Genomic DNA, 20,705 nt, shown 5'->3' with positions numbered 1-20,705 from the left:
TGCTTGTAATGAAAGCCGTGATTCTGGCCGGCGGTAGAGGCACGAGGTTGCTTCCACTAACGGTGTACCGGCCAAAGCCGATGATCCCGTTCTTCAACAGACCGCTTATGGAGTACGCCGTTCAAAACCTGGTGAAGGCTGGCGTGAACGAGATATACGTCCTGGTCGGATACCTCAAAGAGCGCATAATCGACTACTTTGGGGACGGAAGCAGCTGGGGCGTCAGGATGAGGTATTCCAACGGCGATAACATCAAGCTCGGAACGGCGGGGGCGACGAAGAAGGTGGTAAAGAACATGGCCGAAACGTTTTTCGTCGTCTCCAGCGACGTGCTGACGAACCTTGACCTGAAGGCGCTCTACGAGTACCACCGCAGGAAAAAAGCCCTCGCCACGATAGCCCTGTCAAGGGTCGAGGACCCCACCCAGTACGGCATAGCCGTGATCAACGACGATGGCAGGATACTCCGCTTCAAGGAGAAGCCGAAGCCAGAGGAAGCGTTCAGCAACCTCGTCAACGCCGGCATTTACGTCTTCGAGCCGGAGGCGTTCGACCTGGTTCCCAAGGGGAAGAACTTCGACTTTTCCAAGGATCTCTTTCCCAGGATGCTCGAAAACGATCTGGCCCTCTACGGTTTCCCGTTCAATGAGTACTGGAACGACGTGGGCAGACCCTCCAGCTACCTTCAGGCTACGGAGGACGTGTTTCACGGGCGGCTCCTGCTGCCCGAGCTGCGGACGGAGGGCCTCAAGGGAAACCTCGAACACGGGGGGGCGCTCGTCACGGGAAGGCGGTGCGTGCTGAGGCGGCCCGGGATAAGGGGGTTCGCGGTGCTTGGAGACGACGTTGAAATTGGCAGAAACGTTAAAATAGAGCGTTCGGTGATATTTTCAGGTGCCGTAATAGAGGACGGTGCCGAGATTCGGGAGGCCATAATAGGCGAAAACGTCCGCATCGGGAAGGGCGTTGTGATACAGCCCGGAAGCGTAATCGGCGACAACACGCTCATCGAAGACTTCAGCAAGATCGGCTCCAACGTTAAGATCTGGGTGGAGTCCCGGATTGGAAAGGAGAGTATAATACTGCCCGATTGAGGTGATGAAAGTGGAGGTGTATTATTCCCCCAGGTTCAACCCTGAGGAGCTCGCCCTCCTCGGAAGGGCAATAGGAACGATATCCCACGGCACGATAATAGTCGGAAGGGACGGAAGGGCCATCTCAAGGTACGGGAAGCGCGCCATGGTAGTCGGAATCGTCAGTACCGGCTCGACCATCATGGACGTCAGACTCATCCCCCTCATAGCCCTCAAGGACTTCGCAATGAGGAAGGGCCTGCCCCTGGCCTACGTGTACTACTACGGCGGCGTCCGCGTTTACGTCAGCGGCATCGATGGCGACGAAATAGGGGCCATACTGGAGAGCAGGAGCTTCATAGAGGCCCACCCCAACGACATCGGGGCGACGGTGTATTATCCCAACGCCCTCGACGACTTCCTTCATGAGGTCTTCAAGCACTACAACTTCCACATCGATGGAAAAGCCCTCGTCGATGCCATGAACACCCCCGCGGTGCTCTTCTTCCCGCGCATGAGCGACCACTTCGGCTTCGAGATCGAGCTGATCAACGATATGATGACCAGTTACCTCCCCCCGAAGCCCAAGGAGGTCTTCCTCCACAAGCTCGGGAAGGGTGACTACGACTTCGGACTGCGCTTCAGGCCCGAGGGGGTCGTCGAGTTCTACAGGGACGGGGAGGAGCTGGAGTTCGGCAGCATCTGGAAGCTGCTCGACCACATGAAAAAGAACCTTTGAATTTTTGGACTCTTTTTAAACCCCTCTCAAAAATTTTCACGGAAAAGCGTTAAAAAGGCCCGCGCCGTTATAATCCTCCGTTCATTTTGGGGGTGACCTCTGTGGGAATGTTCATTGTTATCGAAGGCATCGATGGTGCGGGAAAATCAACTCAGACAAAACTTCTGGCTGAGTGGTTTGAGGAGAAGGGCCACGAGGTCGTTCTCACAAAGGAGCCAACAGACACCGCTTTCGGGAAGCTCATCAGGAAGCTCGTGCTCACAGGCGGAAAGGAGGGCATCATAGACGGGGCGAGGATAAGCCACGAAGCGGAAGCGCTCCTGTTTGCCGCCGACAGGGCAGAACACGTCAGCAAGCTGATAAAACCTTCGATAGAGGCGGGTAAAATCGTCATATCCGACCGCTACTTCTACTCGTCACTCGCCTATCAGTGGGCGAGAGGGCTTGACCTTGAGTGGCTCATTGACCTCAACAGATTCGCCGTGAGGCCCGACCTCGTGATACTCCTTGACCTGCCCGTTAAGGAGAGCATGAAGCGTATAAACGGACGGAGCATAAAGACCGAGTTTGACAAGATAGTCGAGCTCCAGAAGAAGGTGCGCGAGAACTACCTCAAGTTAGCCGAGCGCTTCCCCGAGATAAGGATAGTCAATGCCCTGGCGAGCGTTGAGGACATCCACAACGACATAGTCGCGCTCGTGGAGCACGAGCTCTTCAAGAAGTGATGGGGTCTGCCAGTGCCAGTCTCATCATTCGGTAGCGAATCAGACCGGTAAACGCTCTTCATCCCCCTTCCCTTCTCGGCGGTTGCTTTTTAAAAGGTTCCCCCAAAATTCTCCCGGCCGATGACGAGCGTTAGCCACGCTGAGCGGTGAGGAGAAGAGGGTTAGCCGAGGCCGTTTCATGGATTCCGTTTTTCATGGGCCTTCAGAAAACCCAGGAACTCCCTGAGGAACTCCATCCCGGCATCGTTGTTCACCGCCCCGGGGTGGATGGACAGGAAAAAAGTTCCCCGGGTGTGGGCGTACGAGGCCCTGGCGCTCACCAGCTGGTAGTCGAGGAAGGGGCTGGGAAGATACCACGTGTACTCCCGGTTGCAGACGGGTTCAACGGTTCCATTGGGGAAGTACACGAAATCCTCCCCGATGACGGTTATGTTGCGGGACAGGAGAACCGCCAGTGCATCCTCCGAGAGAGAGTAGCGCGGGGCTATGAAGTATTCCGGCGTGACGTTGAGGAGTTTCAAGGCCCTCAGGCCGAGCTCAAGCTTTTCCTCGGCAGCCGTTGAGTTGCAGTCGAACTCGTCCCCGATGTGGGTGTAGCCGTGAAGCTCCACGTGATAGCCCTCTGCCTTCAGCCTCCCGAGGAAAGCCACGAAAGCGGGGTAATCCTCAAGCGGCATTCCTCCGCCGTGGTTCGGAATCACGAAGAGGTAAGTCACGTTCTGGAGGGAGTAGGCATCTATAAGGGCTGTTATCTCCTTCAGCTGCTCAAAGTATCCGGGGCCGACATCGTGTATGAGAATGGCGAAGTCCCCGAACCGGGGGATGTAGGCGGGCGCGGATATGGAGGACGACGCCGCGAAGACGAGGACGATGATGATAATGGCCGAGACTTCCGCTTTCATGCTCTCACAGGAAAAAATGGAAACCCGAGGCTAAAAGCCTAACCCATGCACCTTCTCAGGAACTCCCCGACCCGGGCTTTCCATTCCCCGGGATGGAACTTGAGCGTCCTCACGTGGGGGGCGTCGGTAACCCAGAGCTCAATGTCATCGTTCACGGCCCTGTTCCTCTCATAGAACTCCCTGATTTCCTCGACCGTGACCAGGGGGTCTTTTTCACCGGCTATAATTAGGAGCGGTTTTCTGACGTCATCGGCGTACTCTATGGGGTGAACCTCCTTCCCGCCACTGAAGAGCCTCGTGAAGGGTTTGACGAAGATGTGCAGCCACTCTGGTAGTTTGGCGAAATATTTCAGCCCCCTCGCGCCTGTCTTATCGAGGTCCATCGGCGGTGAATCTGCGACGCCGCAGCAGACTTCAGGAATCTCGGCGAGCGAGCGTATGGTCAGCATGGCACCCATCGAGAAACCTATCAACCCGATTCTACTGCTGCTCTCGGGGTGCTTCTCCCTCAGCCACCTTACGGCGGCCCTCACGTCGGCTATCTCCCTATCGCCGACTGTCGTGTACTTCCCTTCGCTCTTCCCGTGGGCCCTGAAGTCAAAGACAAGGACGTTGTAGCCCTCCCTGAGAAGGAACTCGATCGTGGGCTTTATGTAGAGGTCGTTCCACCTGCTCGCCGTGTAGCCGTGCAGCGGAACGACAGTTCTGTCGCTCCCGTTCGGAATCCACCAGCCGCTCAGCTTGATCCCGTCCTCCGTTTCGATGGTGACATCCTCGTAGTCGTAGCCGAGATCCCTGGGCGTCCAGTCCCCAATGAGGCGCGGCGGCTTCACCATTTTGTAACCCACGAAGGCCGAAAAGGCCAGAAAAGCCACTGCAATGAGGAGAATCAAAACGCCTATCATTTTCCATCACCCATCTCGTCTAAAATCAACTTCAGCTTTTCTTTTAGTGGTGGCAAGTCCCTAACGACGGTAATCCACACGATTTCGGGGTTAACTCCGAAGTAGCCATGTATTAGCCTGTCCCTCATTCCGGCCATTGCTCTCCAGGGAACCTCCGGATACTTCTCGCGAATTTCCGTTGGAATAGCCTTTGCAGCCTCGCCGATTACCTCTATGCACCTTATCACAGCATAGACGGTTTTTTCGTCCTCCAGAAAGTTTTCAAAGCTCATTCCCTCCACAAATCGTTGGGCCTTTTCAATATGCTCAATGATATCCTTCAGGTACATGTCATACCGTCTCATACTTTAACTGCCTCCCTGCTGACGTCGTCCCAGAGCTCCTTCCGGAGGGAATTCTTTGGGATAACGTCGACTTCGATTCCGAGAAGTTCTGATAGATAAATTTGGAGCATGGAGATGGTTAGAAGTCCTACCGGTTTTTCAAACTCTACAAGGATGTCAAGGTCACTGTTTTCACTCTGTTCTCCCCTCGCGTAGGAACCGAAAATTTCAACTTCCCGAACACAGTAGTTCCGCTGTAGTTCTCCCATGTGTGCTCTGAGGATTTCTCTAATTTCCTCCAAAGACTTCACGCTCTCACCTGCAAAAAATTGTAGGGTGGGAATATTTAACTTTTCTCAACATCAAGCTCCTTCATGCTCCATATAAGGGGCATCGCAAGGAATACGAGGATGGCCCCTATCGGGAAGAGAATGCGGTAGTTGCCGCCCGCTAGGTCAACGATGGCCCCGCCCACGGTGCCCGCGAGCAGTACAGGGATCGACTTGGTGGCCTCGTAGACACCGTAGTAGCGCCCCGTGAAGGCCTCCTTCTCGAACTTGGTGAGAAGGTCTCCGACCACGGGGTAGGATGCCGCTATGAGCGCCCCCCACCCGATTCCTGCCAGGAACAGTGCCATGTAAATCTGGGTCTCCGTGTGGATGAACCACCCCCACAGGAGCGGCAGGGCGAAGATAAAGCCCCCCATGATTATACTGAGCCTTCTGCCAACCCTGTCGTAGATGTAGCCACCCGGGAGAGAGCCAACGAGCACGGCAACGTTGAAGAGCGCCATCAGGTAGAGGCCCATCGAGGTCACCGCATCGATGTTCTCGGGTGTCGCACTGCCCTTGAGTATGAACGCTATGATGCCGTACAGGAATATGGCTATGAACTCGAAGCTCATCCACCAGAGAATCTGGGCCGTGTAGAACTTCAGAAAGTCCCTCGTGGCAAATATGCTCTTCACATATCCCGAAAGACTCTCGTTTTCCTCTATCTCCGGAGCCTCCGGCTCCCTGACCTTGTGGTAGACAAAAGCCGCCGCGATGAAGAGGAAAAGTGCAGTGAGCCCGAACGGACCGATGTAGCCCTTCCCGTACTTTGCAACCAGGAAGCCCCCAAGGCCGAATAGGAAGAGGTTGCCGGCCCACTCGAGGAGCGTTATAACTCCGCTCGCCTTTCCTCGCTGGCCGCTCTCAACCGTGTCCGGCATCAAAGCCCTGAACTGGGCGGTGTAGAGGTGAAGTGAGAAGTACAGGAAGCCCAGCGTGAGGGCAAAGGCCCAGAGGGGCGCGCCCATCCTGTAGGCAGTCCATATCATGAGTGTCGCCAGCGCCGCGAGGATGCCTCCTATGAATATGAAGGGTCTCCTCCTCCCATGCCTTGACCTAAGGGTGTCGCTGTAATAGCCGAGGAGCGGCGGGATTATTAAGCCTATAAACCCCTCGAGCGCCAGAATGCTTCCCTTCACAAAGGCGGAACTGGTGTAATCGGAGAGCAGGGGAAAAGAGAACCCCTTGTTGAGGGCCCATCCCATGCTCCTGCTGAATCCCAGGAGAGCCAGACCGAGAACAACACCCCAGTTGAACTTCCGTTCCATGGTACCACCCCCTTATCTCTGCCAGTCCATAACAATCCAAGCGGGATTTAAAGATTAAAATTGGGAAAACTGAACTCAATCCATATCCGGGACGTAGTCGAGGGCGTCGCCCTTCCTCCGAACGATGTCGCCCCTCCGGACGAACTGCATCGCCACGGCCGCGAGTATGAAGAAGAGCGTCGCGAAGGGGAGCAAGGTTCTGTAGCCGATAACGTCGAGGAAGGCTCCAGCAAATGGCGGGGCAACGAGGTTTGCCGCCTGGCTGAAGAAGTAGTAGAGCCCGGTGTAGCCTCCGAGCTTCTCCTCGGTCGTCATGTCCACGACCATCGGCAGGGAATTGACGTTGACCATTGCCCATCCCATACCGCCCACGAAGAACAGGCCCATGAACGTCATGACGACGGGGTCGCTCAGGGAGCTGGATTCGGGTTTCGAGCCCTCGCCGACGAGATACGCAGCGAGCATTATCCCAATCACTATTATGAGACCCAGGGTTATCGTCCTCCGCCTTCCGAAGCGACCGCCGATGAACCCGGCAGGGATTGCGAAGAGCATGAAGCTCAGGCTGAAGACGCCGAGCATGAAGGCTCCCGTGCTCTCATCTATCCCAAGGTAGTACTTGGCGTAGCTGGTGAAGAAAGTCTCCAGCGAGTTGAAGGCTACGAACCAGAGGAATATCGCGAGGAGGACCGCCAGGAGGCTCCTCTCGTGACTCGTGAACACGTCCCTGAGGTTGTCCTTCAGCTCACCGAAGCTCCTGTGGGATGTCTCAGAGAGCAGCTTTCTTACGCTTATCTTCTTCCCGGGAACGCGGTACTCTTCGGGCTCCGGAACAACGAGAACGACGAGTATGTTGGCGAGGAGCATTATCGCGGCACCAAAGTAGAAGGGATACGCATAGTTCATGTCGTAGAGCGCCTTGCCCCCGAAGTACGCCAGCAGGGCGCCAAGGCCACCCATGAAGTTAATTATTCCGTTGGCCTGGCTCCTCTTTTCGCTTGGCGTTATATCCGGCATGAACGCAACGACCGGGGAGCGGAACAGCGCCATAAAGAAGTTCATCAGGATAATCGTTCCCATGAAGAGGGCCAGATTTTCGTGGGTCCTCGCCACCGGGATGAGCGCGAACATCAGGGCCGCCGACGGTGCACCCAGAAGGATGTACGGCTTACGCCGCCCGATCCGCGTTCTCGTCATGTCACTGAGTGCGCCCAGGAACGGGAGCAGGAGAACCGCGAAGAGATTGTCGATGGTCATGATGAAGCCCGTCACTGTCTTGCTGAGGTGGAACGTATCCTGGAGAAAAATCGGAATGTATGCGTTGTAGAGGGCCCAGATGATACTTATTCCGAAAAATCCAAAACCGAGTATGAATATCCTGCTGTACTTAAACTCCAATCCGTACACCCCCTAGATTATATGGTTTTAATTAACGGGGAAAATACATGGATGAAACTTTTAAGACTTGTGAGCCCATTTTTGAGCGGTTGGAGAGGTGACAACTATGGACAGTGAGAGACCCCTCATCCTTGGACACAGAGGGGTCAGGGGGAGGCTCGAGAACACACTCCCATCCTTCGAGAGGGTGCTTAAATACGCGGATGGAGTGGAGTTCGATGTGAGGCTGACCCGCGACGGAAAGCTCCTGACCTCCTCCCCCGCCCTGAAGGGCGAGCTTTCAGAAGAAAAATGTAACCCACCACGACGCGGGCTTTTATTCCAACGGGGCTTTCTACTCCCTCAAAAATCTAACCTTCGTCGAGCTGAGAAGGCTGCACCCAATGGGGAGGATAATACCACGGGTGGGGGATGTTTTCACACGGCTTAACGGTGCGGTATTCAACGCCGACGTTAAAGAAGCCAGGGCCGTTGAACCCCTGCTAAGGGAGGCGGAGCTGGAGGCCCTCGAGAGAACCGTCTTTTCCTCGGAGAGACCGGAGATAGTGGAGGCCGTTCTGAAGGCATGCCCGAACTGCAGGGTGGGTTTTTCCATAGTGGGCTACTCCTCCCTCATGTGGGTTCCGCGGTTGAAGGGCATCTACTCCCTCCACGTGCCAATAGATGCCGTTTCGTACGTTGGATACGGGGCGTTCAGGAGCCTTCTCCAATCCTTCAGAAAGCGTGGACTTAAAATCTACCTCTGGAACCACGGTATGGACGAACTCCACTGGATTCCAAGGCTGCTCTCCCTCGCGGACGCGGTCATCTCCGACGACCCTGCCAGGTTGAGGAAAGGTTTTTACGGGGAGGGGGTATTTTCATGGGGCGATTCCAATGTGGGAAAGGGATAAGGTTATAGTGCTCGGCCACAGGGGTTACTCCGCCAGGTACCCAGAGAACACGCTTCTTGCTTTCAAAAAGGCGGTTGAAGCAGGTGCCAATGGAATTGAGCTGGACGTGTGGCTGACAAAGGACGGGGAGGTCGTGGTGATCCACGACGATACGGTTGACAGGACGAGCAACGGGAGCGGTAAGGTCAAGGACATGACGCTGAACGAGCTGAAGTCCCTGGACTTCGGGAACGGAGAGATGATTCCAACACTCGAAGAGACCTTTGAAGCCCTCCCGGAGGATATTTTAATCAACGTGGAGATAAAGGATGTAGAAGCGGTTAAAAAGACGGCCGCAATAATCGGGGCAAACAACCCGTCGAGGGTTATGGTGTCCTCGTTCCTAATCGATGCCCTCAGGGAGTACAGGAAATACGACAGGGAGACAAGGATGGGGCTCCTCGTGGATAGGGAAGAGACGCTCGCACGGCTCCCCGCCCTCATCGGCGAGCTATCCTTGTGGTCAATAAATCCCCCGGTGGAGGCGCTTGAATTCATCGGTGTGGAAAAAACAGTGGGTGCCCTCCAGATGGCCAGGGGAACGGGTCTTAAGGTCGTTCTGTGGTCCCTCAAAGACGAGACATACTACACCAACGATAACCTCGTCCGCCTCGGCGGACTCTTCGATGGAGTCATAGTCAACGATGTTGAGAAAATGGTTGAGTACCTGTCCCGGTTAGGGTTGAAGTAAAGACCGAATCCCTAATATACCTCCTTGCTCTTTCTTCCTCTTTGGTGGGCATCAATGGAAAGGTTCATCCTCTCCCTCGACGAGGGAACTACCTCGGCTAGAGCAATAATCTTTGACAGAGAGAGCAACGTTCTAAGCGTCGGCCAGTACGAGTTTCCCCAGCACTATCCCAAACCGGGCTGGGTCGAGCACAACCCGGAAGAAATCTGGGACGCCCAGTTCAGGGCGATAAAGACCGCCCTGGAGAGGGCCAGGGTCGAGCCAAGCCAAATAGCAGCGATAGGTGTTACCAACCAGCGCGAAACGACGATAGTCTGGGACAGGAGCGGAAGACCGCTCTACAACGCGATAGTCTGGCAGTGCCGGAGAACGGCTGAGATGGTGGAGGAGATAAAGAGGGAATACGGCAATGTAATCAAGGAGAAGACGGGCCTCGTGCCGGATGCCTACTTCTCGGCCAGCAAGCTGAAGTGGCTCCTCGACAACGTTCCCGGTTTGAGGGAGAAGGCCGAGAGGGGGGAGGTTCTCTTCGGAACGGTCGATACGTTCCTAATCTACCGCCTGACCGGGGAGCACGTCACAGACTACTCCAACGCCTCAAGAACGATGCTTTTCAACATCAGGAGGCTCGAATGGGATGATGAGCTGCTCGAAATCTTCAACATCCCCGAGGAGGTTCTGCCCGAGGTCAGGGAATCGAGCGGGGTCTACGGCCACACTAAGAGGGAACTCCTCGGTGCAGAGATACCCGTCAGCGGCGACGCGGGTGACCAGCAAGCTGCTTTGTTCGGCCAGGCGGGATTCGAGGCAGGAATGGTGAAGGCCACCTACGGAACGGGAAGCTTTATACTGGCCAACACGGGCAAGACCGTCCGCTACTCCAACAACCTGCTCACGACGATAGCCTGGGGGCTCAACGGAAGGGTCACCTATGCCTTAGAAGGGAGCGTCTTCATAACCGGGGCCGCTGTGCAGTGGCTCCGCGACGGAATCAGGATAATACAGAGCGCGCCCGAGACCGAGGAACTCGCAAGGAAGCTTGAGAGCAACGAGGGCCTTTACTTCGTCCCGGCCTTCGTTGGACTCGGTTCCCCTTACTGGGACCAGTTCGCAAGGGGACTGATAATTGGTATAACGCGCGGAACCGGCAGGGAGCACCTCGCGAGGGCGACTTTAGAGGCCATAGCATATCTGACGCGCGACGTGGTCGAGGAGATGGAGAGGCTCGTCGGAATAAAGGAGCTCCGCGTCGATGGGGGAGCAACGGCGAACGACTTCCTGATGCAGTTCCAGGCGGACATACTCAACAGGAGGGTCGTCAGGCCCGTCGTGAAGGAGACCACAGCTTTGGGAGCGGCCTATCTGGCGGGACTGGCCGTCGATTACTGGGAGAGCCTCGAGGAGATAAAGAACCTGTGGAGGGCAGAGAGGGTCTTCGAGCCAAAGATGGACGAAGAAACGAGGGAGAGGCTCTACCGCGGCTGGAAGGAAGCTGTAAAGAGGGCGATGGGCTGGGCGAAGATCGTTGGGGTCTGACAAACTCACGACTCCGGCCCATCTCTTTCTTTAACGTACATGCAAAACCTGAAGTTGCCTGCAGGGCGAACGCCATATCTGTTCATTCTATGAGTGTCCACCCATGTCCTTCCCCTTCATGCCCAGAACTGTTCTCTCCTCCCTTTTCAGGCAAACTTAAGGTTAAGGAAAGCTTTAAAACGATGAAAGTCCTTTCTCAAGTTAAATCGGAGGGAGAAAAGATGAAGACCAAGGTCGCCATAATAGGCGCGGGGATTAGTGGGGCCAGCATAGCGAGGATTTTAAGCAAATACGAGAACCTTGAAGTTCACCTAATCGAGAAAGCTCCAGACGTCGGCTGGGGGGTGAGCAAGGCCAACACGGCTTTGATTCACGGCGGTTACGATGACGACCCTGACTGGTATCCGACGAGGGCCAGGCTGTGCATAAGGGGAAACAGGCTCTGGCACCAGTGGGTGAAAGAGCTCCAGATTCCCCACATCTGGAACGGGGCCCTGATAGTCGCAACCAGGGAGGAAGACTTTGACGAGCTTGAAAAACTGTTGGAGCGCGGAAGGAGGAACAACGTGCCAGAGATGAGGCTCGTTGATAGGGAAGAGCTCTTCCACCTCGAACCGAACCTGACTCAGGAAGCGATAGGTGCCCTGTGGGTTCCGATAGTGGGGCAGATTGGGCCGATTCCAGCCGTCATAGCAATAACAGAGAACGCGGTGGCGAACGGCGTCAAAACTCACCTCGAGACGGAAGTTAGGGGCATAAAGGTTGAGAACGGCGAGGTAAAAGGAGTTGAGACAAACAACGGCTTCATCGAGGCGGATATAATAATCAACGCCGCCGGTCTCTACGCCGACAGGATAGCGAGAATGGCCGGGATAGACTACTTCGAGATACACCCGAGGAAAGGCGAGTACTGGATTTTTGACGACGACGTTCCAGGGCCGAGGAGAGTCCTCTTCCCGACTCCAACTCCGATAAGCAAGGGAATAGTCGTGACCACAGAGATTTCCGGGCACTTGATGATAGGGCCAAACGCCCAGGATCTGCCGCAGGAGGAGAAGGATAACCTCGCCACAACCAGAGAGGGGCTTGAAGAAGTCTGGGAAGGGGCAAAGAAGCTCTGGCCGCAGCTACCGCCGAGGAGCAAAGTCATCAGAACCTTCGCCGGCTTAAGGCCCGAACCAACGGGAGGGGACTTCATAATTAAGGCCGAAGAAGAAGTCTGGGGCTTCATCAACGTCGCTGGCATTCGCTCGCCCGGGCTGACAAGCGCTCCGGCCATTGCGGAGGAAGTGGCGGAGTTAATCCAGCGCGACCTCGGGATAAAACTGGTCGAGAAGTCCAAGTGGAACCCATACCGGAAAGAGATAAGCCACTTCTTCATGATGAGTCCAGAGCAGATTAACGAGGCGGTCAAGAGGAACCCCTCCTACGGAAAGATCGTCTGCAGGTGCAACAACGTCAGCGAGGGGGACGTGCTTGAAGCCATCGAGAGAATGAAGTTCATAGGCGTTAAAACGCCGAGCGTTGACTCTGTCAAGTTCAGGACGAAGGCCACAACCGGAACATGCCAGGGGAGCTTCTGCAGGCCGAGGATAGTCCAGCTTTTGGCGAGGGAGTACGGCGTTGAGCCGTGGAAGGTTACCCTGAAAGGTAGGGGAAGCGAGATTGGAGTGGGCGACGTCAAGGCCCTTCTCAGGGGTGATGCCTGATGTTCCCAAGGATTCCGATGCTGAACTACGACGTCGTCGTCATCGGCGGTGGGCCTGCTGGAATGGCCGCCGCCATAAGGGCGAAGGAGCTCGGACTAAAGGTTTTGCTCCTCGACGAGAACGACTACCTCGGTGGAATCCTTCCACAGTGCATTCACCCGGGCTTCGGGCTTCACTACTTCAGGGAAGAGCTGACCGGCCCGGAGTTCGCGTCGAGGCTCGCGAAGAGGCTGGTTGAGCTTGGGGTGGAATACAGAACCGCCGCGAGGGTTATGGAAATCAGAAACTACTCCGACCTGGAGAAGGTCGTAATCTTCACCTCCCCGAGCGGTGCCTACGGGGTCTGGACTAAGGCTATTATCTACGCCGCCGGCGCTCGCGAGAGGCACGCCTTCGAGATAGGAATAGTCGGCGACAGAGTCGCCGGAGTCTACACCGCCGGAGAGGCCCAGACGCTGATGGACATCTACGGAGTCCTGCCCGGGAAGGAAGTCGTCATCGTTGGTTCCGGTGACGTTGGCCTGATAATGGCGCGCCGCTTCGCCCTTGAAGGAGCGAAGGTGAAGGCCGTCATCGAGCTGATGCCCTATCCGGGTGGCCTGGCAAGGAACGTCATGATTCTGAGGGACTTCGACATACCGCTCTACCTGGGCCACAAGGTCGTGGAAGTCCGTGGTAAGGGACGGGTCGAGAGGGTGAAGGTCGTAAAGGTGGACGAGAACCTCAACGAAATCCCTGGAAGTGAGTTCTGGATTGAGGCAGACACACTGATTGTTTCCGCTGGATTAGTGCCGAGCGTCAAGAAGCTGAAAGCCATAGGCGTTGAGATCGACCCGTCCACCGGCGGGCCGGTTGTCAACGACAGGCTTGAGACGAGCGTTCCGGGGATTTTCGTTGCCGGAAACGCGCTCCTCATCAACGACCTCGTTGACTACGTTGCCGAGCAGGGTGAGTTAGCGGCGGAGAGCGCAAAGGAGTTCATCGAGAAGGGCGGAATAGAGAGCAGGAAGTGGATTAAGGTTGAGAAGGGCCAAAACGTCCGCATCCTCGCTCCCCACTACCTCAGCGGTGACAGAGACGTTTACCTCTACCTCAGGGTCGCGAGACCGATGGAGGAAGTGGAGCTTAGAATTCCCGAAATCGGCAAGAGGATAAAGCTCCCGGTTGTTAAGCCAGCCGAGATGCTCAGGGTGAAGCTGAAGGCGGAGGAGATCAGGGATGCAGAGAAGCTCACCGTAGAGGTGGTGAGAGAATGACGAAGACGTACCGCTTCACGTGCATCGTCTGTCCCCTTGGGTGCTCCATCGAGGTAAGGATTGAGGACGGAAAGGTCCTAGGCGTCACCGGGCACACCTGCCCCAGGGGGCAGGAATGGGCGGTGGAGGAGGCCACCAGCCCAAAAAGGGTCGTCATGAGCGTCGTTCCCGTGGAAGGCGGCGCACTGCCAACGGTGAGCGTTAAAACCGCGGAACCGGTGCCGAAGGAGCTGATTCCGGAGCTGATGAAATTCCTGACGGAGCTGAAGCTCGAGGCACCCGTTGAGATTGAGGAAGTCGTTGCCGAGTGGAACGGAATAAAAATAGTGGCTACGAGGGGGGCTTAGGCCCCTCACCAGAATATTTCCTCGAAGTCTCCAGCGTTCTCTATCCCCTCAGGGGCCTTTATCTCAACGGGCTCGTTGATGTTGGAGAGGGCAACGGTTTCGTGGAGGGTCATGTGGATATCGGTCGTCTCCCCGCTGTAGTTCTTTATCGTAATTATGAGGTCCATGTGGGTTTCAATGAATGTTGGCATTCCGTCCTTCGTCAGGTGAACCTCCACCCAGCCCGTGTTGGTCGTGACGTTCACCCGCCTCTCGCCATCGACGCTCCAAAGCTCGTTGAGGTATCCGCTCTGGTTTGTGGCGTTCGCGAACTCCCAGAATGTCACGTTCACGCGGAAGGAGTAGCCGTCGGAGAGCTTCTTTATGGTAACGTTCTTGGTCCTGAGGAGGTTTCTGATGTAGTCCACGTTGAGCGAGCCCTTGGCCTGGGAATAAAAGTCATCGTCGGGGGAGACGTTGTACCACTTCCCATCGACCATGAAGTAGACGCTGGAGTTATTGACGAAGTAGGGCCAGTTCATGTTGACGTCCATTCCCATCATGTGCATCGTTATGCTCATGTTACCTCTCTCCAGTCCGGCCGTGTTGTTGAAGACGCCAAGGACGCGACCCGACATCGTGAAGTTTATCGTCTTGTTGCCCTCCGGATCGGTGAAGTGCATGCTCATTGAAAAGTTCTGGTCGTAGCTGGCCGTTTCTATGCTCTGAAGGGCCTCGAGAACCTTCTCCTCGGTGAGGCCAACGCTGTTCCCGATGCATCCGCTTGCCAGCACCACAACTGCCATCAGAAGGAGGGCTATCGCCCGCTTCATCGTACTACCCCCAGTTGTTCTCATCTGTAGAGAGCAGGGCAGGTTTAAATACTTTTTCTATTCAAATTTTGCACACTACTGACAAAAGTTCGCAAAAAGTGGAAACGATCACCAGGGTTCCCGCTCCCAGGGCTTTGGGTAGGGTATCTCCCCAAGCTGGTCGCGTAGGTACCTCTTGAGTAGGGGCTTCAACCAGCCTATGAGAACCTGCCAGCAGCGGGTCTCCTCAATTTCGTAGGTCTCGTAGGTATCCACGTAATCCACCAGAACGCTGCTGTTCCTCGGGTCGTAGTTGAGGGAGTGGGTGAGGTTGAAGGAGACCCACCTCAGAGCGTCTCCCTCATAAACCGCCTTAAGCCGGAGGTGGGTATTCAACGGCCACCCTTTCGCGTCCCTGGAGAGCACCAGGGTTGAGTACTCGTCTTTACTGACGAGCCGCCTCGACCGGGCCTTTTTCTCGAACTCGTCTATTATTGCGTGGGGGTCGTTGAACCTCTTGGTGTTTTCCTCCGATGGAAGATAGGAGCTAATGAACCTCACCCTCCATTCGTCGTCCACCTGGTAGTAGGCCCTGAAGACGCCCGGGCACGCTACCCCGTAGCCCATCTCCGAGAACGACATGAAACCCCGGCTTTCAAGCTCGTAGCGGTAGGTGTAGCCCTCCAGGGACATCGGGACGAGGAGCAGAATTGAGAGCAGAAGAAGGATAACAACGAGCACCTTTCTCCGCCTTGACATGCAGACCACCCGGGTCAGTTATTCCACGGCCCAAGCATCTCAAAGCTCCCGCGGATTTCCATGACCTCATCCCTGCTCCAATCAGTGTAGTGCATCTCACGCCTCCATGTGAAGTGTCCACCCTTAAGCTTGCCCTCTCCGTCCACCCTGAGAAAGGCGATTATCTCGTGCCTCTCCTCGACCCTGCTCCCGTTCTCGAGGGTCCCAACGGCGTAGCTATCGGTCCCCCTGAGAACGACGCGGATTTCGTATTCATCCCTCCCGACCTTCTCGATTCCTTCAGCCGTGCCTTCCTTTAGAACCCAGCTCGCGAAGTTCATGACGTTCCACTCAACACCTTTGCTATGGAGCGCAAGGTCCCAGTTGAGGTCGTAGAAATCCTCGCCGGGAAAAGCCCTGGTCAGAGAGGTTCCATTCCCTGAAGTCACCTTCCAGAAGGCACTCCCGTTGTTATAGTTCACGCAGGCAAAGATTTCTTCCTTCGTGAGATTGTCAGTAAGCTCCGCCCTCCAGCAGAAGGAGCTCTGGCCCCCAATGGCATCGAGAACGTCCTCCGCAGATGGTCCCCCCAGCGTTGCATTTACCACGGCCCAGACCGCCAGCACTACGAGAACAGCCACCGCGGCCGCAACAGCCGTTTTTCTCATCACGTCCACCGAAAAAAGTTTGAAATGGAAGGCTATAAAGGTTACCATCAAGGATGGAATCTCATAGCGCCTCAAACTTCTGCAGGAATATCCTGAGGTCCGTTCTGAAGGGTTCCTCGGCCCGCTCCAGCTCCTCGTTCAGCAGCTGGAGGAAGTTCTCCCTGTCGGTAGCCTCCTCCCAGAGGCGCTTTACCAGATTCTCCAGCCGATCATAATACTCCACGTAAGGCCTGGCCTCAAATAGGGCCTTCTCTAGCTCATTCACAGTCCGTCCCTCCTCTTGAACCAGTAGTACCACAGCCTGCTCCTGTCCTCCGCCTGTCCCAGGAGGAGGAAGTAGCGGAGCAGGGCAAGGCTCAGGATTATGAAGAATATCAGCAGGATGTTGTACGCCGGAACCGCGGCACTCATGAACGCGTAGTAGTCCCAGATGAAGTGCAGAAACATCGCCAGCAGGAAGTACGGGGCAGGGGAGGTCATTTTGCCCTCCGCCTTCATGCCGTAGGCCACTCCTATCACAGCACTCCACGTGGCATGGGCGAGGGGGGTGAGGAACGCGCGCATCACCGTTACCCCAAGACCCCAGCCGAGGCCGTAGAGGAAGTTCTCCGTCGCGGCGAAACCGAGGCCAGCAGCCACGCCGTAGACGAGGCCGTCCATTATTCCGTCCATCTGACCGGCATTGAATGGCCAGCGTATGGCCAGCGCCTTGGCGGGTTCTTCCACTATTCCGGCCACGAGGGCGACGTAGAATGCAGACGCGGGCAGGAGGGGCTGAATGGCTCCGCCGAGAGTCAGAAAGCTCTCCAGAATGAAAGCTATGCCAACCGAGAGCGTCCCTCCCAGGATGAACGTGCCCAGGACGTACCTCCTCGGCTCGGGCTCGTACCTGTCGGCGTGATAGAAGTACCAGAGTATCGCCAGTGCTGGCCCGTACGCAAAGAATACCAGACCGCTGAACGCATCCACCGCAGATCCACCAAAAGAAAATGGGGGAAGTGGGATTTAAAGGTTTAGCATCCACTCAGGAAGTCCTCCAGGTCGATACCCTGTGCCTTGAGGTACCCGACGAGCTCCTTGGGCGGCTTCACCACGGCGGCGTTGGGGTTCCTGACGTCTATTGTGATCACGTCAACCCACTTGGAACCACCCTTCTCGTAATAGACGGTTTTCTTTATCTCCACCGGAATCAGATCCCTGGTGAGCCTGACTTCGATCCTGGTCTTGTATGCGTTCGTCACGTTGGGCCCAATAGCGGTGCCGCCGGTCTCGTTGGCGTAGATAACGTAGTAATCTCCATCCTCGACGACCCTGACGTTATCGATGTTAAGGACCTCCCAGAGCCCGCTGAGGATCGTGGAGTTGAAATCCGGCCCTTCGCCCGGTCCGTAGCACGAGGCCTCCCATGTCACGGTGCCGTTCCGGTCGAAATAGCTTGCGTAGCCGCTGGAGGTGGTGTAGTAGTAGCTCTTATAATACGAGCCACCCCCTACGGTGCTGTTCGAGAATGTGGAGACGGATTTGAGCTTCCTTTCAAAGTCTATCGCACCCTCGTTCGAGAGCTGGGCCACGAGTTTTGTTCCGTTGTAGCTGTCCACGTGCATGGTGTACTCGTAGCTCTTGAGGGATTTTATGGCGTTCTCCATATCATCGGGGGTAAAAGGAAGGTTCGCGGTGGTTGTCGTGGTTGGAGCCGGGGTCGTCCCGCCACCGGAGATGCAGCCCGCGGCAAAGACCACCAGAACAATGAACAGGCCAATGTAAAGCTTCCTCATTCCATCACCCGAGATAACTCTCCCACGGGGTATTAAAAGGTTAGCATCGCCTCCCGGGGTGTTCCGGTGCCAGTGAAGTTTCTTCTTCGCAGCTCAAATTTTGTTAGGGAAACCGAAAAGGTTTTAAATCCGTCCACCAATGGAACATCGGTGAGTAGAAATGCCCTACATTGGTTTCGCCAAGAGCCCCCACGGCCCCGGAAGAACCTACGAAATGGTGCTCGAAGAGCTGGGGAAGATGGGCTTCAGAGTAGAGTTCGCAAAGCACCACTGGGCGGGAGACCTTCCCTTCGGCCTCATCGTCGCCGAGACCGATCGGGGGCCCGTTGCCGTGAGATGGTCACTCGGAAGGGAATTCTCGCTCCGGCTGGAAGAAGTCGATAGGGAAAACTACGACGAGTTTGTGGAGGACACGATAGAGTACACCAACGCGGACTCAGGCTGATTAAATCATGCCCCTCTCCTGCTTTACTCGCTCAATGACGTCGAATATGCTCCACAGGTCCCTTATGACGTGGAGGTGAGGTATCAGGGCCAGTTTTTCGGGGTTCTTCTCCACGAACTTTGCTGTGAACGGGAAGTAGTACCAGACGTACTCGGTGTTCTCGTCGCCGTGACCGATGAAGCGCCAGGGCTTGTCGTCCACCCAGATGAAAGTCTCGTTCCCGTACTTCTCGCGAACCAGCTTAAAGGCCTCGTCTATGGTCATGTCGTGGCCAAAGACGATGACGTCGTCGAAGAGGTCGTAGATGCCCATTCTCCTCAACCTCTTCACCTTCATGCCATCGATGAAATCCTCCGCCGAGAAGGAGAGGACCACGTGGCCGTCCTCCCTGAGCTTCTTCAGCAGTTCAATGGAGTCGTCGATGGGCTTCGTGAGCTCTGCCCGCTCCTCGAACCATGCCTCAAAGAACTTTGTGCGGAGGAAGAAAGGTGGCCTGCTCTTCTTCCTGTGCTTTCCAAAGGTAGGCCTCTCAAACTGGAGCTCGATTTTAGTCAGGAGCTTCGCCCAGATGGCCTTTCCGGGAAGCCATCGGTAGCGCCTCTCGAGCGCACGCTGAAACGCCTCCTCGATGCACGAGTAGGTGTCCGCTAGAGTTCCATCGAAGTCGAAAGCGATTATCATGACGACCCCCTAACTGGGGAGGAAGATGGGCATTTAAGCGTTGTCCCGGGTGACTTTTTCCATGTCGGATGATACGGCATGACCTGGAGGGCTCCAAAAGCCATAACCCCAGTAACTCGAAAAAGTTTTAACCCCGCGTCACCTCACAAGCCACGCATACACCTGGGGTGATAAAATGAAGAGGGCTGGAGCCATAGTTCTCGTCCTTATAGTCCTCGGCGGCCTGGGCTTCGTGAGCGCCTGGCCGACCGACGGGCCGACCCTCAGCAATCCCATGAACGTCCACCAGAAGCTGACCTACAAGGCCATACAGGCGGTGTACAAGGACAACCCGACCCTTGGCTCGATACTCATGCAGTACCAGGACAAGCTCCTCTATGGAGCCTACGACGAGGACTGGCGCGGCGGGAGCATCGAGTTCAACGGGAAGACCTACACCCTCCAGAGCCAGTACCACTTCCTCGACCCGATGGACCACTCCGAGCTTATAACCGTCGATCTCTTCGGAGACCGTGACAGCTCCGGCGCAGACATGGCCCAGAAGCTCTACGAGCAGGCGGTTCAGCTCTGGAAGCAGGGCAACAGGGAGGAGGCCATGCTCTACCTCGGCAGGGCCGTTCACATACTCGAGGACATGAGCATGCTGATCGCTCACACCACCCCGGCGCTCTTCGAGGATCTTGAGCAGTTCAGCTACATCGAAGATGCCCACGACTTCGTTGAGAACGATATCTCCCCCACCGTCGCCGACGACATACTCAACGACCGCGTCCCCCTCGACCTCACTCCGATAAAGTGGTGGCAGATTCCGCAGGAGAAGCAGAGGTTCATCTACGGCTACGACATCTACATAGCCGACAACGAGAACGGCCACATGAGCCTTGCCAACGGCGTCGCCTGGGCCTACGCCGACCTAATCGCCCACAACTCCTGGCGCTACATGCTCTACTCGACCGGCAAGGACATCAACCTCTGGAGCGAGCGCGGCCACCTTGGAAGCTACTTCTGGACGAGAACCCTCAAGAAGGGAGACTGGAGCGTACTCAAGCTCGAGTTCAAGGGGGCAAGCTCAATAACCCTCGTCTTTAAGGACATCGACATGCAGAACGCATACTTCAGGACCCTCGGATACGTTGAGGTCTATGATAAGAACTGGAACCTTATAGCTCGCTATGACCAGGACCCGAACCCGCTCGTCGATACCAGCGTCACCGTTCCGGGCGACACGGTCTACATCTACACCCACGTCGATAAGGATGACTGGCTCGACGATGATGTGGACGGCTGGGCGGTAAGGAACATCGAGCTCCACGCCAACTTCGACGTGAACGCCCCTAGCGGCTTCAAGACCCTCGACGGCAGGACCTACAGCAAGGTTCAGTGGGCGGTCTACGAGACCATGCAGTACGACATAAGGGCCGTTGCTGGCCTGATGGAGAAGTTCTTCGAGGACGTCGGCGTTACCGGCTGA

Annotated in this window: 25 protein-coding genes; 12 read left to right on the top strand and 13 right to left on the bottom strand. The window is 55.9% G+C overall.

Annotation, left to right across the window (positions count from 1 at the left end):
- Positions 1-8 precede the first annotated feature (8 nt).
- From TIRI35C_RS03240 to tmk, 3 genes are all read left to right on the top strand, one after another.
- On the top strand, positions 9-1,094 hold the full coding sequence (locus TIRI35C_RS03240) for a sugar phosphate nucleotidyltransferase (protein ID WP_188202986.1): 1,086 nt from the start codon (positions 9-11) through the stop codon (positions 1,092-1,094).
- 10 nt (positions 1,095-1,104) lie between these two features.
- On the top strand, positions 1,105-1,812 hold the full coding sequence (locus tag TIRI35C_RS03235) for a phosphohexomutase domain-containing protein (RefSeq protein ID WP_058939845.1): 708 nt from the start codon (positions 1,105-1,107) through the stop codon (positions 1,810-1,812).
- Positions 1,813-1,919: 107 nt separating this feature from the next.
- On the top strand, positions 1,920-2,537 hold the full coding sequence (gene tmk, locus TIRI35C_RS03230; protein ID WP_058939878.1) for a dTMP kinase: 618 nt from the start codon (positions 1,920-1,922) through the stop codon (positions 2,535-2,537).
- Positions 2,538-2,713: 176 nt separating this feature from the next.
- On the opposite strand, the gene TIRI35C_RS03225 is transcribed toward tmk, so the two are convergent.
- The 6 genes from TIRI35C_RS03225 to TIRI35C_RS03200 all read right to left on the bottom strand — a co-directional run bounded on the left by TIRI35C_RS03225 (position 2,714) and on the right by TIRI35C_RS03200 (position 7,665).
- Entirely contained in the window at positions 2,714-3,439 is a 726-nt protein-coding gene (locus TIRI35C_RS03225) for a DUF2334 domain-containing protein (protein ID WP_188201707.1), read from the bottom strand.
- A gap of 38 nt (positions 3,440-3,477) precedes the next feature.
- A complete protein-coding gene (locus TIRI35C_RS03220) occupies positions 3,478-4,344 on the bottom strand; it encodes an alpha/beta hydrolase (protein WP_188201706.1) in 867 nt (288 codons plus the stop codon).
- Positions 4,341-4,673 carry a HepT-like ribonuclease domain-containing protein gene (locus TIRI35C_RS03215; RefSeq protein ID WP_246454674.1) on the bottom strand — a complete coding sequence of 111 codons (333 nt, stop codon included), beginning with the start codon at positions 4,671-4,673 and terminating at the stop codon, positions 4,341-4,343. The genes TIRI35C_RS03220 and TIRI35C_RS03215 overlap by 4 nt, the downstream gene beginning before the upstream one ends.
- A gap of 11 nt (positions 4,674-4,684) precedes the next feature.
- Positions 4,685-4,978: a nucleotidyltransferase family protein gene (locus tag TIRI35C_RS03210; RefSeq protein ID WP_188201704.1), complete on the bottom strand. Its 294-nt coding sequence runs from the start codon at positions 4,976-4,978 to the stop codon at positions 4,685-4,687.
- A gap of 35 nt (positions 4,979-5,013) precedes the next feature.
- The gene (locus tag TIRI35C_RS03205; RefSeq protein ID WP_188201703.1) at positions 5,014-6,267 is read right to left on the bottom strand and encodes an MFS transporter; all 1,254 of its coding nucleotides are present in this window, start codon (positions 6,265-6,267) and stop codon (positions 5,014-5,016) included.
- A 75-nt stretch (positions 6,268-6,342) separates the two neighbouring features.
- Positions 6,343-7,665, bottom strand: coding sequence for an SLC45 family MFS transporter (locus tag TIRI35C_RS03200; RefSeq protein ID WP_188201702.1), 1,323 nt, complete (start codon positions 7,663-7,665; stop codon positions 6,343-6,345).
- A gap of 106 nt (positions 7,666-7,771) precedes the next feature.
- Between TIRI35C_RS03200 and TIRI35C_RS11135 the strand changes: the two genes are divergently transcribed.
- The 7 genes from TIRI35C_RS11135 (at position 7,772) to TIRI35C_RS03170 (ending at position 14,136) form a co-directional block, all read left to right on the top strand.
- Positions 7,772-8,095: a glycerophosphodiester phosphodiesterase family protein gene (locus TIRI35C_RS11135; protein ID WP_246454672.1), complete on the top strand. Its 324-nt coding sequence runs from the start codon at positions 7,772-7,774 to the stop codon at positions 8,093-8,095.
- Complete coding sequence (locus TIRI35C_RS11130; RefSeq protein WP_246454669.1) at positions 8,070-8,558, top strand: PI-PLC domain-containing protein; 489 nt, start codon at positions 8,070-8,072, stop codon at positions 8,556-8,558. Before TIRI35C_RS11135 ends, TIRI35C_RS11130 begins: the two co-directional genes overlap by 26 nt.
- A complete protein-coding gene (locus TIRI35C_RS03190) occupies positions 8,542-9,288 on the top strand; it encodes a glycerophosphodiester phosphodiesterase family protein (RefSeq protein WP_188201701.1) in 747 nt (248 codons plus the stop codon). Before TIRI35C_RS11130 ends, TIRI35C_RS03190 begins: the two co-directional genes overlap by 17 nt.
- 54 nt (positions 9,289-9,342) lie before the next feature.
- The gene (gene glpK / locus TIRI35C_RS03185; protein WP_188201700.1) at positions 9,343-10,824 is read left to right on the top strand and encodes a glycerol kinase GlpK; all 1,482 of its coding nucleotides are present in this window, start codon (positions 9,343-9,345) and stop codon (positions 10,822-10,824) included.
- A gap of 221 nt (positions 10,825-11,045) precedes the next feature.
- Positions 11,046-12,533, top strand: coding sequence for an NAD(P)/FAD-dependent oxidoreductase (locus tag TIRI35C_RS03180; RefSeq protein ID WP_188201699.1), 1,488 nt, complete (start codon positions 11,046-11,048; stop codon positions 12,531-12,533).
- Entirely contained in the window at positions 12,533-13,789 is a 1,257-nt protein-coding gene (locus TIRI35C_RS03175) for an NAD(P)/FAD-dependent oxidoreductase (protein ID WP_188201698.1), read from the top strand. Before TIRI35C_RS03180 ends, TIRI35C_RS03175 begins: the two co-directional genes overlap by 1 nt.
- The gene (locus tag TIRI35C_RS03170; RefSeq protein WP_188201697.1) at positions 13,786-14,136 is read left to right on the top strand and encodes a DUF1667 domain-containing protein; all 351 of its coding nucleotides are present in this window, start codon (positions 13,786-13,788) and stop codon (positions 14,134-14,136) included. The genes TIRI35C_RS03175 and TIRI35C_RS03170 overlap by 4 nt, the downstream gene beginning before the upstream one ends.
- A gap of 5 nt (positions 14,137-14,141) precedes the next feature.
- Here the strand turns inward: TIRI35C_RS03170 and TIRI35C_RS03165 are convergent, their stop codons facing one another.
- From TIRI35C_RS03165 to TIRI35C_RS03140, 6 genes are all read right to left on the bottom strand, one after another.
- Positions 14,142-14,948 (bottom strand): hypothetical protein, encoded by an 807-nt coding sequence (locus TIRI35C_RS03165; protein WP_188201696.1) that lies wholly within the window; start codon positions 14,946-14,948, stop codon positions 14,142-14,144.
- A gap of 108 nt (positions 14,949-15,056) precedes the next feature.
- Entirely contained in the window at positions 15,057-15,686 is a 630-nt protein-coding gene (locus TIRI35C_RS03160; protein ID WP_188201695.1) for a hypothetical protein, read from the bottom strand.
- 14 nt (positions 15,687-15,700) lie between these two features.
- Positions 15,701-16,342 carry a hypothetical protein gene (locus tag TIRI35C_RS03155; protein ID WP_188201694.1) on the bottom strand — a complete coding sequence of 214 codons (642 nt, stop codon included), beginning with the start codon at positions 16,340-16,342 and terminating at the stop codon, positions 15,701-15,703.
- A 52-nt stretch (positions 16,343-16,394) separates the two neighbouring features.
- Positions 16,395-16,598, bottom strand: coding sequence for a hypothetical protein (locus TIRI35C_RS03150; protein ID WP_188201693.1), 204 nt, complete (start codon positions 16,596-16,598; stop codon positions 16,395-16,397).
- A complete protein-coding gene (locus tag TIRI35C_RS03145; protein ID WP_188201692.1) occupies positions 16,595-17,302 on the bottom strand; it encodes a PrsW family intramembrane metalloprotease in 708 nt (235 codons plus the stop codon). The genes TIRI35C_RS03150 and TIRI35C_RS03145 overlap by 4 nt, the downstream gene beginning before the upstream one ends.
- A 44-nt stretch (positions 17,303-17,346) precedes the next feature.
- Positions 17,347-18,108: a hypothetical protein gene (locus tag TIRI35C_RS03140; RefSeq protein WP_188201691.1), complete on the bottom strand. Its 762-nt coding sequence runs from the start codon at positions 18,106-18,108 to the stop codon at positions 17,347-17,349.
- Between the two features lie 160 nt (positions 18,109-18,268).
- Here TIRI35C_RS03140 and TIRI35C_RS03135 point away from each other — a divergent pair, with 160 nt between their 5' ends.
- Positions 18,269-18,553 (top strand): hypothetical protein, encoded by a 285-nt coding sequence (locus TIRI35C_RS03135; RefSeq protein ID WP_188201690.1) that lies wholly within the window; start codon positions 18,269-18,271, stop codon positions 18,551-18,553.
- Here TIRI35C_RS03135 and TIRI35C_RS03130 read toward each other — a convergent pair whose 3' ends face one another.
- Positions 18,554-19,234 (bottom strand): HAD family hydrolase, encoded by a 681-nt coding sequence (locus tag TIRI35C_RS03130; protein WP_188201689.1) that lies wholly within the window; start codon positions 19,232-19,234, stop codon positions 18,554-18,556.
- Positions 19,235-19,409: 175 nt separating this feature from the next.
- Here TIRI35C_RS03130 and TIRI35C_RS03125 point away from each other — a divergent pair, with 175 nt between their 5' ends.
- Positions 19,410-20,705 (top strand): phospholipase C, encoded by a 1,296-nt coding sequence (locus TIRI35C_RS03125; RefSeq protein ID WP_188201688.1) that lies wholly within the window; start codon positions 19,410-19,412, stop codon positions 20,703-20,705.

This window comes from Thermococcus camini, assembly GCF_904067545.1.
GTDB lineage: Archaea > Methanobacteriota_B > Thermococci > Thermococcales > Thermococcaceae > Thermococcus > Thermococcus camini.
Note: the sequence above shows the minus strand (reverse complement) of the source record. Positions and strands in the feature narration are given on the sequence as shown.

What these genes read in the sequence shown, in the direction of transcription:
- TIRI35C_RS03160 (WP_188201695.1), bottom strand. Translation starts at nt 15,686, where the DNA reads ATGTCAAGGCGGAGAAAGGTGCTCGTTGTTATCCTTCTTCTGCTCTCA.
- tmk (WP_058939878.1), top strand. Translation starts at nt 1,920, where the DNA reads ATGTTCATTGTTATCGAAGGCATCGATGGTGCGGGAAAATCAACTCAG.
- TIRI35C_RS03170 (WP_188201697.1), top strand. Translation starts at nt 13,786, where the DNA reads ATGACGAAGACGTACCGCTTCACGTGCATCGTCTGTCCCCTTGGGTGC.
- TIRI35C_RS11135 (WP_246454672.1), top strand. Translation starts at nt 7,772, where the DNA reads ATGGACAGTGAGAGACCCCTCATCCTTGGACACAGAGGGGTCAGGGGG.
- TIRI35C_RS03140 (WP_188201691.1), bottom strand. Translation starts at nt 18,108, where the DNA reads ATGAGGAAGCTTTACATTGGCCTGTTCATTGTTCTGGTGGTCTTTGCC.
- TIRI35C_RS03175 (WP_188201698.1), top strand. Translation starts at nt 12,533, where the DNA reads ATGTTCCCAAGGATTCCGATGCTGAACTACGACGTCGTCGTCATCGGC.
- TIRI35C_RS03225 (WP_188201707.1), bottom strand. Translation starts at nt 3,439, where the DNA reads ATGAAAGCGGAAGTCTCGGCCATTATCATCATCGTCCTCGTCTTCGCG.
- TIRI35C_RS03130 (WP_188201689.1), bottom strand. Translation starts at nt 19,234, where the DNA reads ATGATAATCGCTTTCGACTTCGATGGAACTCTAGCGGACACCTACTCG.
- TIRI35C_RS03190 (WP_188201701.1), top strand. Translation starts at nt 8,542, where the DNA reads ATGTGGGAAAGGGATAAGGTTATAGTGCTCGGCCACAGGGGTTACTCC.
- glpK (WP_188201700.1), top strand. Translation starts at nt 9,343, where the DNA reads ATGGAAAGGTTCATCCTCTCCCTCGACGAGGGAACTACCTCGGCTAGA.
- TIRI35C_RS03165 (WP_188201696.1), bottom strand. Translation starts at nt 14,948, where the DNA reads ATGAAGCGGGCGATAGCCCTCCTTCTGATGGCAGTTGTGGTGCTGGCA.
- TIRI35C_RS03135 (WP_188201690.1), top strand. Translation starts at nt 18,269, where the DNA reads ATGCCCTACATTGGTTTCGCCAAGAGCCCCCACGGCCCCGGAAGAACC.
- TIRI35C_RS03125 (WP_188201688.1), top strand. Translation starts at nt 19,410, where the DNA reads ATGAAGAGGGCTGGAGCCATAGTTCTCGTCCTTATAGTCCTCGGCGGC.
- TIRI35C_RS03205 (WP_188201703.1), bottom strand. Translation starts at nt 6,267, where the DNA reads ATGGAACGGAAGTTCAACTGGGGTGTTGTTCTCGGTCTGGCTCTCCTG.
- TIRI35C_RS03240 (WP_188202986.1), top strand. Translation starts at nt 9, where the DNA reads ATGAAAGCCGTGATTCTGGCCGGCGGTAGAGGCACGAGGTTGCTTCCA.
- TIRI35C_RS03215 (WP_246454674.1), bottom strand. Translation starts at nt 4,673, where the DNA reads ATGTACCTGAAGGATATCATTGAGCATATTGAAAAGGCCCAACGATTT.
- TIRI35C_RS03180 (WP_188201699.1), top strand. Translation starts at nt 11,046, where the DNA reads ATGAAGACCAAGGTCGCCATAATAGGCGCGGGGATTAGTGGGGCCAGC.
- TIRI35C_RS03220 (WP_188201706.1), bottom strand. Translation starts at nt 4,344, where the DNA reads ATGATAGGCGTTTTGATTCTCCTCATTGCAGTGGCTTTTCTGGCCTTT.